We start from the raw sequence: 6,446 nt of genomic DNA on the forward strand, positions 1-6,446 counted from the left end.
TTAATTTTATACGCTTTCATTGTAAAACGCATACATTGATGTATCATAATAATGAAGAAACTAGTTTAGGGGGGAATGTTTATGTCTATATTGACAACGATGCAATTTATAGTCAATATCATCATAATGATTGTGCTATTAGGTATTGTTATCATGAGTTTAATTTGGCTATTTAAAGATAAAGGTCAAGATCAACATAGTGTACTTAGAAATTTTCCAGTTTTAGGACGTATCCGTTATATCTCTGAAAAAATAGGCCCCGAACTTCGTCAGTACTTCTTCGCTGATGATAATGAAGGTAAACCATTTTCAAGAAATGATTATAAACATATTGTTCTTGCAGGTAAATATAACTCTCGCATGACGAGTTACGGTACTCAAAGAGAATATAAAGATGGGTTTTACATACAAAACACAATGTTTCCATTACAAGCCTCAGAATTACATGTCGATAATTCAGATTTAATCTCAACATTTTTATATCAAATTGAAAACGAACGATTATTTAGTCGTGATGAACATAGAAAAAGATCTCAAATCGATCCTTTCTTCTTATCAGATGAACATGCAGTTGTCCTAGGACCTGAACTTAAACATCCATATAAAGTAAAACGTTTAGTAGGACAATCAGGTATGAGTTATGGTGCACTCGGTAGAAATGCTATAACTGCTTTATCAAAAGGGTTATCTAAAGCAGGCACTTGGATGAATACAGGTGAAGGTGGGCTATCAGATTACCATCTTAAGGGTGATGGTGATATCATTTTCCAAATTGGCCCAGGACTTTTTGGCGTGAGAGATAAAGAAGGACACTTTAATAAAGACATGTTTTTACAATTGGCTGATCGTGAAAATATTCGCGCATTTGAATTAAAGTTAGCTCAAGGCGCTAAAACACGTGGTGGTCATATGGAAGGCAATAAAGTTACAGAAGAAATTGCTAAAATTCGTAATGTTAAACCCCATGAAACAATTAATTCACCAAACCGTTTTGACTTTATTAAAAATCCAGAAGACTTACTCAAATTTGTTGATCAAATTAAGAATCTAGGTCAAAAACCTGTAGGATTTAAAATCGTAGTAAGTAAAGTTGATGAAATCGAAAAACTAGTAAAAACAATGGTTCAACTCGATACTTATCCAAGTTTTATCACTGTCGATGGCGGTGAAGGTGGCACGGGGGCTACTTTCCAAGAACTTGAAGATGGCGTCGGATTACCTTTACTTACCGCACTACCCATCGTCTCAGGTATGTTAGAAAAATATGGTGTCAGAGATAAAATTAAAATATTTGCATCTGGTAAACTCATCACACCCGATAAAATTGCCATTGCGTTAGGTTTAGGTGCTGATTTAGTAAATATTGCTAGAGGTATGATGATTAGTGTTGGTTGCATCATGAGTCAACAATGTCACTTAAATACATGTCCAGTTGGTGTCGCTACAACTGATCCTAAAAAAGAAAAAGCGCTCATCGTTGATGAGAAACAATACCGTGTGACAAATTATGTAACTAGTTTACATGAAGGTCTATTTAATATCGCAGCAGCTGTTGGTGTGAATAGCCCGACTGAAATCACATCAGAACATATTATTTATAGAGAGCTTGATGGAGCTACTCAAAAAATTAAAGATTATAAACTTAAATTAATTTCATAACTAAAAAAAAGAGTGCGAGATTCACGTCCCGCACTCTTCATCTTCTAAAATACTTGTTCAATCAACTTCAACAATTATTCATCATTCATTTTGCTTTTCTCTTTCAAACCGTTACGTTTCAATTGTTTAACTAATTTCTTCATACTTACATAATCTTTTTTCTTAGCTTTAGCAGACTCGAAACCTAAATTCTTTTTCAATTTATCTACGTCTACTTCTTTATAATCGACATCTATATGCTCGACAGCTTTTTGATCTTTGTAATCGACTTTATACGTTACACCTTTAACGCCTTTAAAAGCTTTCTCATCTTTTTTTAACATTTCTTTAGCTTGTGATTGATCAATTCCTAAATCATCATATTTAACCGTTCCAATGGTAGATTGCTTAAGTACTTCGTCATCCTTATATGTTAATGACGTAATGACATTCTTACCATTAACGTCTCCCTCATATGTCTTCGTTTGTTCCTTACTACACGCAGAAAGTGCAACCACACTTAGAACTAACACTGCTATAAGAGAAATCACTTTTTTCATTGTTGTCGCCTTCTCTCGTCTTTTTTTAAATAAATTATACCACCATCGATACAAATATGTTACTCATATTACTTTCCACTATTTGATTTTATTTCTTGAAAATGAACTCAAAAGCTACTGCCACATCATAAAGAATGTCACATGCATGTTATACTAAAATTGAAAACTTATTATTGGAGGAGATAGCTATGTCTGACTCAAAGGAACTACTTAAATCATTAACAGACGTTAACGGCATTGCTGGACATGAAAAAAATGTTAAATCACTAATGAAAGATTACTTAACTCCTGTAAGTGACGAGATCGTCGAAGATAATTTGGGAGGCATTTTCGGGAAAAAGCGTGCCCAAAATGATTCAAAATCATTAATGATTTCAGGTCATCTTGATGAAATCGGATTTATCGTGACTCAAATCGATAAAGACGGCTATATTTATTTCATACCTATCGGGGGCTGGTGGAACCAAGTGATGTTATCTCAGAAAGTAACAATCACTACTGAAAATGGTAAAGAAATTAGAGGTATTATCGGTTCAAAACCTCCTCATGCGCTCTCACAGGAAGAACGTAAGAAACCAGTTGAAATTAAACATATGTATATTGATATAGGTGTAGCAAACAAAGAAGAAGCTGAAGCTGCGGGAGTAGAGCTTGGAAATATGATTACACCATATAGTGAATTTGAAACACTTGCAAATGATAAATATTTAACTGCGAAGGCGTTTGATAATCGGTATGGTTGCGCATTAGCTATTGATGTCCTCAACCGTTTAAAAGATGACAGTATTGATATCAACTTATTCGCTGGTGCCACAGTTCAAGAAGAAGTCGGTTTACGTGGTGCTAAAGTCGCAGCTAATCTTATCAAACCAGATCTTGCAATAGCAGTAGATGTCGGCGTGGCATATGATGTTCCAGGTATGAGTAGTGAGAAGAATCAAGGCAACTTAGGTGATGGCCCTCTTGTTATCATGATGGATGCAACAAGTATTGCACATGATGGTTTCCGTAAACATATTAAAGAGGTTGCAGAAGCTCATCATATTCCTGTTCAATGGGCTACAACTCCTGGAGGCGGTACTGATGCTGGTAGCATTCATGTAGCCAATGAAGGAATTCCGACAATCACTATTGGTGTAGCATTAAGATATATGCATTCTAATGTTTCAGTCATGCACACAGATGATTATGAAAATTCTGTTCAACTGATTACTGAGATCGTACGCTCGTTAAATGATGACAGCTATCAATCATTAATGTGGTAACAAAAAGACAAGGAGGCAAATCATGTTTTCTAAAAATGATGATAAAAAGACAACTATTTTTGGAGCAATGAAATGTTCTAATTGTGGCAAAGAAATTGGTAAAGATGAAAATCTTACAATACAAGTTAAAGCGAAAGACTTAAAAGGTTATACCCATCTAGCAAATTGGGCTGATTCGCAATATAAATTATGTGAAAACTGCGCTCAACAATAGAATAAACGCCTAAATCTGAAACACATATAACCCCCAGTTCCTCATTTATGGAAACTGGGGGTTTGAGATTATATCAAATAAGATATGGTCATCATTATTTCGTTGATTTCTTCCAACTATCGTCACTTAACATTTCACCAGGCCATGTATATGCCATCACACCACCATCGATACGAATCGTTTCACCTGTAATAAATGAACTGTCATCAGAAGCAAGGAATGTCACTAGTTTACCTACTTCATCAGGCGTACCCAAACGGCCTAAAGGGGTAACCCATTTTTGATTTTCACGGAATGTTTTACCCGCTTCATCTTCTGAGGTACCTGCTAAATTATCAACTAATGGTGTTTCGATTGTACCAGGTGCTATCGCGTTTGCACGAATATTTTCACGACCATATTCAATGGCAATAGATTTTGTAAAGTTAATCACGCCACCTTTAGCAGCGTTGTAACCAGAACGATACAAGTCAGCTGCTTGACCTGAGAATGATGCCGTATTAATGATAGAGCCACCATGATCCATCATTAAAGGTAATAAGAACTTAGTTACTAAGAAAGTTCCTCTCATATCTACAGCCATAATTTTATCGAAGACCTCTACTGGATATTCATGAATACGACCCGCACCATGATCTACACCTGCATTATTAAATATCACGTCGATACGACCATATTTATCTTTAGCTTCCTCGGCAAATTGTTCTACTTGATGTTCATCGGAAATATCTACTTTATAGGCTGTAGCTTGACCACCAGCCTCATTAATTTCCTTCACTGTGTCATCTAACTTATCAGAAATGTCTAATGCTAAGACATGTGCACCTTCATTGGCTAAGACCTTTGCAGAACCTTGGCCTATACCTGTACTTGCGCCGGTTACTACTACAATTTTGTTTTCTAAACGTTTCATCGCTCGTCACTCTCCCGATTTTTTAATTCCTTCATAAAACTTTCTTCATTATTTATAATATATATCTTCCACTTTTAAATTCTTCTTAAACGCTGTTATATCAATGATATCGCTTTAGTTTATGATATTTATTTTCCGGAAAATGAACTTTAATATTATAGATAGCGTTTACATATATGTATTAATCATGTAAGCTTAGTTTTAAATTTCAGAAAATTCTTACCTAAAGATGGTATTGATGGGTATAGATTCAATAATGAATCAAAGGGGGCAAATGACTAATGGGGGCAAATGCAAAGGAGAAAAAGTCTTTCGTAAGTAAATTTTTAAACGGAGTCGAGTTTGTGGGGAATAAATTACCAGATCCTGCGGTACTCTTCTTCTTTATGTGTGTAGGACTCGCAATCATTACTTGGTTTGTATCATTATTCAACGTATCCGTAAAACATCCTGGTGATGGGAAAGTCATACATATTAAGAGTATATTAAGCCATGACGGCTTCGCTTATATCATGAATAACGCGATTAAGAACTTTTCAGAATTTCCCGCACTAGGTTTAGTATTAGGCGTGATGATTGGAATTGGCGCTGCTGAAAAGTCTGGCTACTTCGACAAATTAATGATTTCAGTCGTGAACAAAGCACCAAAAAAGTTAATTGTTCCAACGATTATATTAATTGGCATATTAGGAAGTACTGCTGGAGACGCGGCAACAATTATTTTACCACCACTTGCAGCAATGTTATTTATTAAGATTGGCTACCATCCTATCGCTGGTTTAGCCATGGCCTACGCTTCAGCAGTTGGAGGTTTTGCTGCAAATTTAGTAGTAGGTATGCAAGATGCGCTCGTCTATTCTTTCACAGACCCAGCAGCACGTATTGTTTCTAAAGACATTAAGACAAACGTGGCTATGAACTGGTACTTTATCGCAGCAAGTGTTGTTGTCTTATTACCAACAATCCATTTGGTTACGACAAAACTCATTATTCCTAGGTTAGGACGCTATGATGAAAGCCAGGCCCATGAAGACACAGAAGAAACATCTTCTCATATCACACCACAAGAGAATAAAGCACTCTTTTGGGCAAACATAAGCTTTGTAGTACTCATCGTTTTACTCATTATATGCGCAATACCAGAACATAGTTTCTTAAGAAATGCGAAGACTGGAAGTCTACTCGACGATGCACCGTTAATTAATGGTGTCGGATTAATTATTTTAGTTGTGTTCTTAGTACCAGGCACAATTTATGGGATATTAAGTGGAGAAATTAAAAATACTAAAGACTTAGGCAGTATGATCGCGGAATCTTTAGGTTCAATGGGGTCATTTATTGTCATCGTATTCTTCGCATCACAATTACTTGCCTTTTTAGAATGGAGTAACTTAGGTGTCATTGCAGCCGTTAAAGGTGCCAAATTATTACAACATCAAAATGGAATAGTTTTAATTATAGGAATTATTTTACTAAGTGCTTTAGTCAATATGTTGGTCGGTAGCGCTTCTGCCAAATGGGGTATTCTAGCACCTATCTTTGTACCAATGCTCATCTTAGTTGGATTCCATCCAGCATTTACACAAGCAATTTATCGTGTAGGCGATTCAATTACAAACCCTATTACACCGATGATGCCATATCTACCATTATTACTTTCATATGCACAAAAGTATGATAAAAATATGAAACTCGGTACACTACTATCAAGTTTGATGCCTTACTCTATCGCCCTCACTATTGTATGGATAGCCTTTACATTAATATGGTTCCTACTTGGTATACCAGTAGGCCCCGGAGGACCCCTAAAGGTGTGAAGAAAAGCGCTTAGGTCATGAGCAATAACTAGCAATGAG

6 protein-coding genes are annotated in these 6,446 nt (G+C 35.9%); 4 read left to right on the plus strand and 2 right to left on the minus strand.

Annotation, left to right across the window (positions count from 1 at the left end; translation table 11 throughout):
• The first annotated feature begins 81 nt into the window (after nt 1–81).
• The gene (locus tag HMPREF3154_RS01390) at nt 82–1,659 is read left to right on the plus strand and encodes an FMN-binding glutamate synthase family protein (RefSeq protein ID WP_023351166.1); all 1,578 of its coding nucleotides are present in this window, start codon (nt 82–84) and stop codon (nt 1,657–1,659) included.
• Between the two features lie 74 nt (nt 1,660–1,733).
• Here the strand turns inward: HMPREF3154_RS01390 and HMPREF3154_RS01395 are convergent, their stop codons facing one another.
• Complete coding sequence (locus HMPREF3154_RS01395; RefSeq protein WP_023351165.1) at nt 1,734–2,198, minus strand: YehR family lipoprotein; 465 nt, start codon at nt 2,196–2,198, stop codon at nt 1,734–1,736.
• Between the two features lie 188 nt (nt 2,199–2,386).
• Here HMPREF3154_RS01395 and HMPREF3154_RS01400 point away from each other — a divergent pair, with 188 nt between their 5' ends.
• Together HMPREF3154_RS01400 and HMPREF3154_RS01405 are read left to right on the plus strand one after the other, a co-directional pair.
• Nucleotides 2,387–3,463, plus strand: coding sequence for a M42 family metallopeptidase (locus tag HMPREF3154_RS01400; RefSeq protein ID WP_070474238.1), 1,077 nt, complete (start codon nt 2,387–2,389; stop codon nt 3,461–3,463).
• Nucleotides 3,464–3,485: 22 nt separating this feature from the next.
• On the plus strand, nt 3,486–3,677 hold the full coding sequence (locus HMPREF3154_RS01405; RefSeq protein ID WP_023351163.1) for a hypothetical protein: 192 nt from the start codon (nt 3,486–3,488) through the stop codon (nt 3,675–3,677).
• A 94-nt stretch (nt 3,678–3,771) separates the two neighbouring features.
• On the opposite strand, the gene HMPREF3154_RS01410 is transcribed toward HMPREF3154_RS01405, so the two are convergent.
• Nucleotides 3,772–4,590, minus strand: a complete 819-nt coding sequence (locus tag HMPREF3154_RS01410; protein ID WP_023351162.1) for an SDR family oxidoreductase — start codon at nt 4,588–4,590, stop codon at nt 3,772–3,774.
• A gap of 281 nt (nt 4,591–4,871) precedes the next feature.
• Here HMPREF3154_RS01410 and HMPREF3154_RS01415 point away from each other — a divergent pair, with 281 nt between their 5' ends.
• Nucleotides 4,872–6,407 (plus strand): AbgT family transporter, encoded by a 1,536-nt coding sequence (locus HMPREF3154_RS01415; protein WP_023351161.1) that lies wholly within the window; start codon nt 4,872–4,874, stop codon nt 6,405–6,407.
• Nucleotides 6,408–6,446: the final 39 nt, after the last annotated feature.

The organism is Staphylococcus sp. HMSC06C11 (genome assembly GCF_001808345.1).
Lineage (GTDB): Bacteria > Bacillota > Bacilli > Staphylococcales > Staphylococcaceae > Staphylococcus > Staphylococcus capitis.

Coding starts and splice junctions, on each gene's coding strand:
- HMPREF3154_RS01405 (WP_023351163.1), top strand. CDS start 3,486: ATGTTTTCTAAAAATGATGATAAAAAGACAACTATTTTTGGAGCAATG.
- HMPREF3154_RS01390 (WP_023351166.1), top strand. CDS start 82: ATGTCTATATTGACAACGATGCAATTTATAGTCAATATCATCATAATG.
- HMPREF3154_RS01410 (WP_023351162.1), bottom strand. CDS start 4,590: ATGAAACGTTTAGAAAACAAAATTGTAGTAGTAACCGGCGCAAGTACA.
- HMPREF3154_RS01415 (WP_023351161.1), top strand. CDS start 4,872: ATGGGGGCAAATGCAAAGGAGAAAAAGTCTTTCGTAAGTAAATTTTTA.
- HMPREF3154_RS01400 (WP_070474238.1), top strand. CDS start 2,387: ATGTCTGACTCAAAGGAACTACTTAAATCATTAACAGACGTTAACGGC.
- HMPREF3154_RS01395 (WP_023351165.1), bottom strand. CDS start 2,198: ATGAAAAAAGTGATTTCTCTTATAGCAGTGTTAGTTCTAAGTGTGGTT.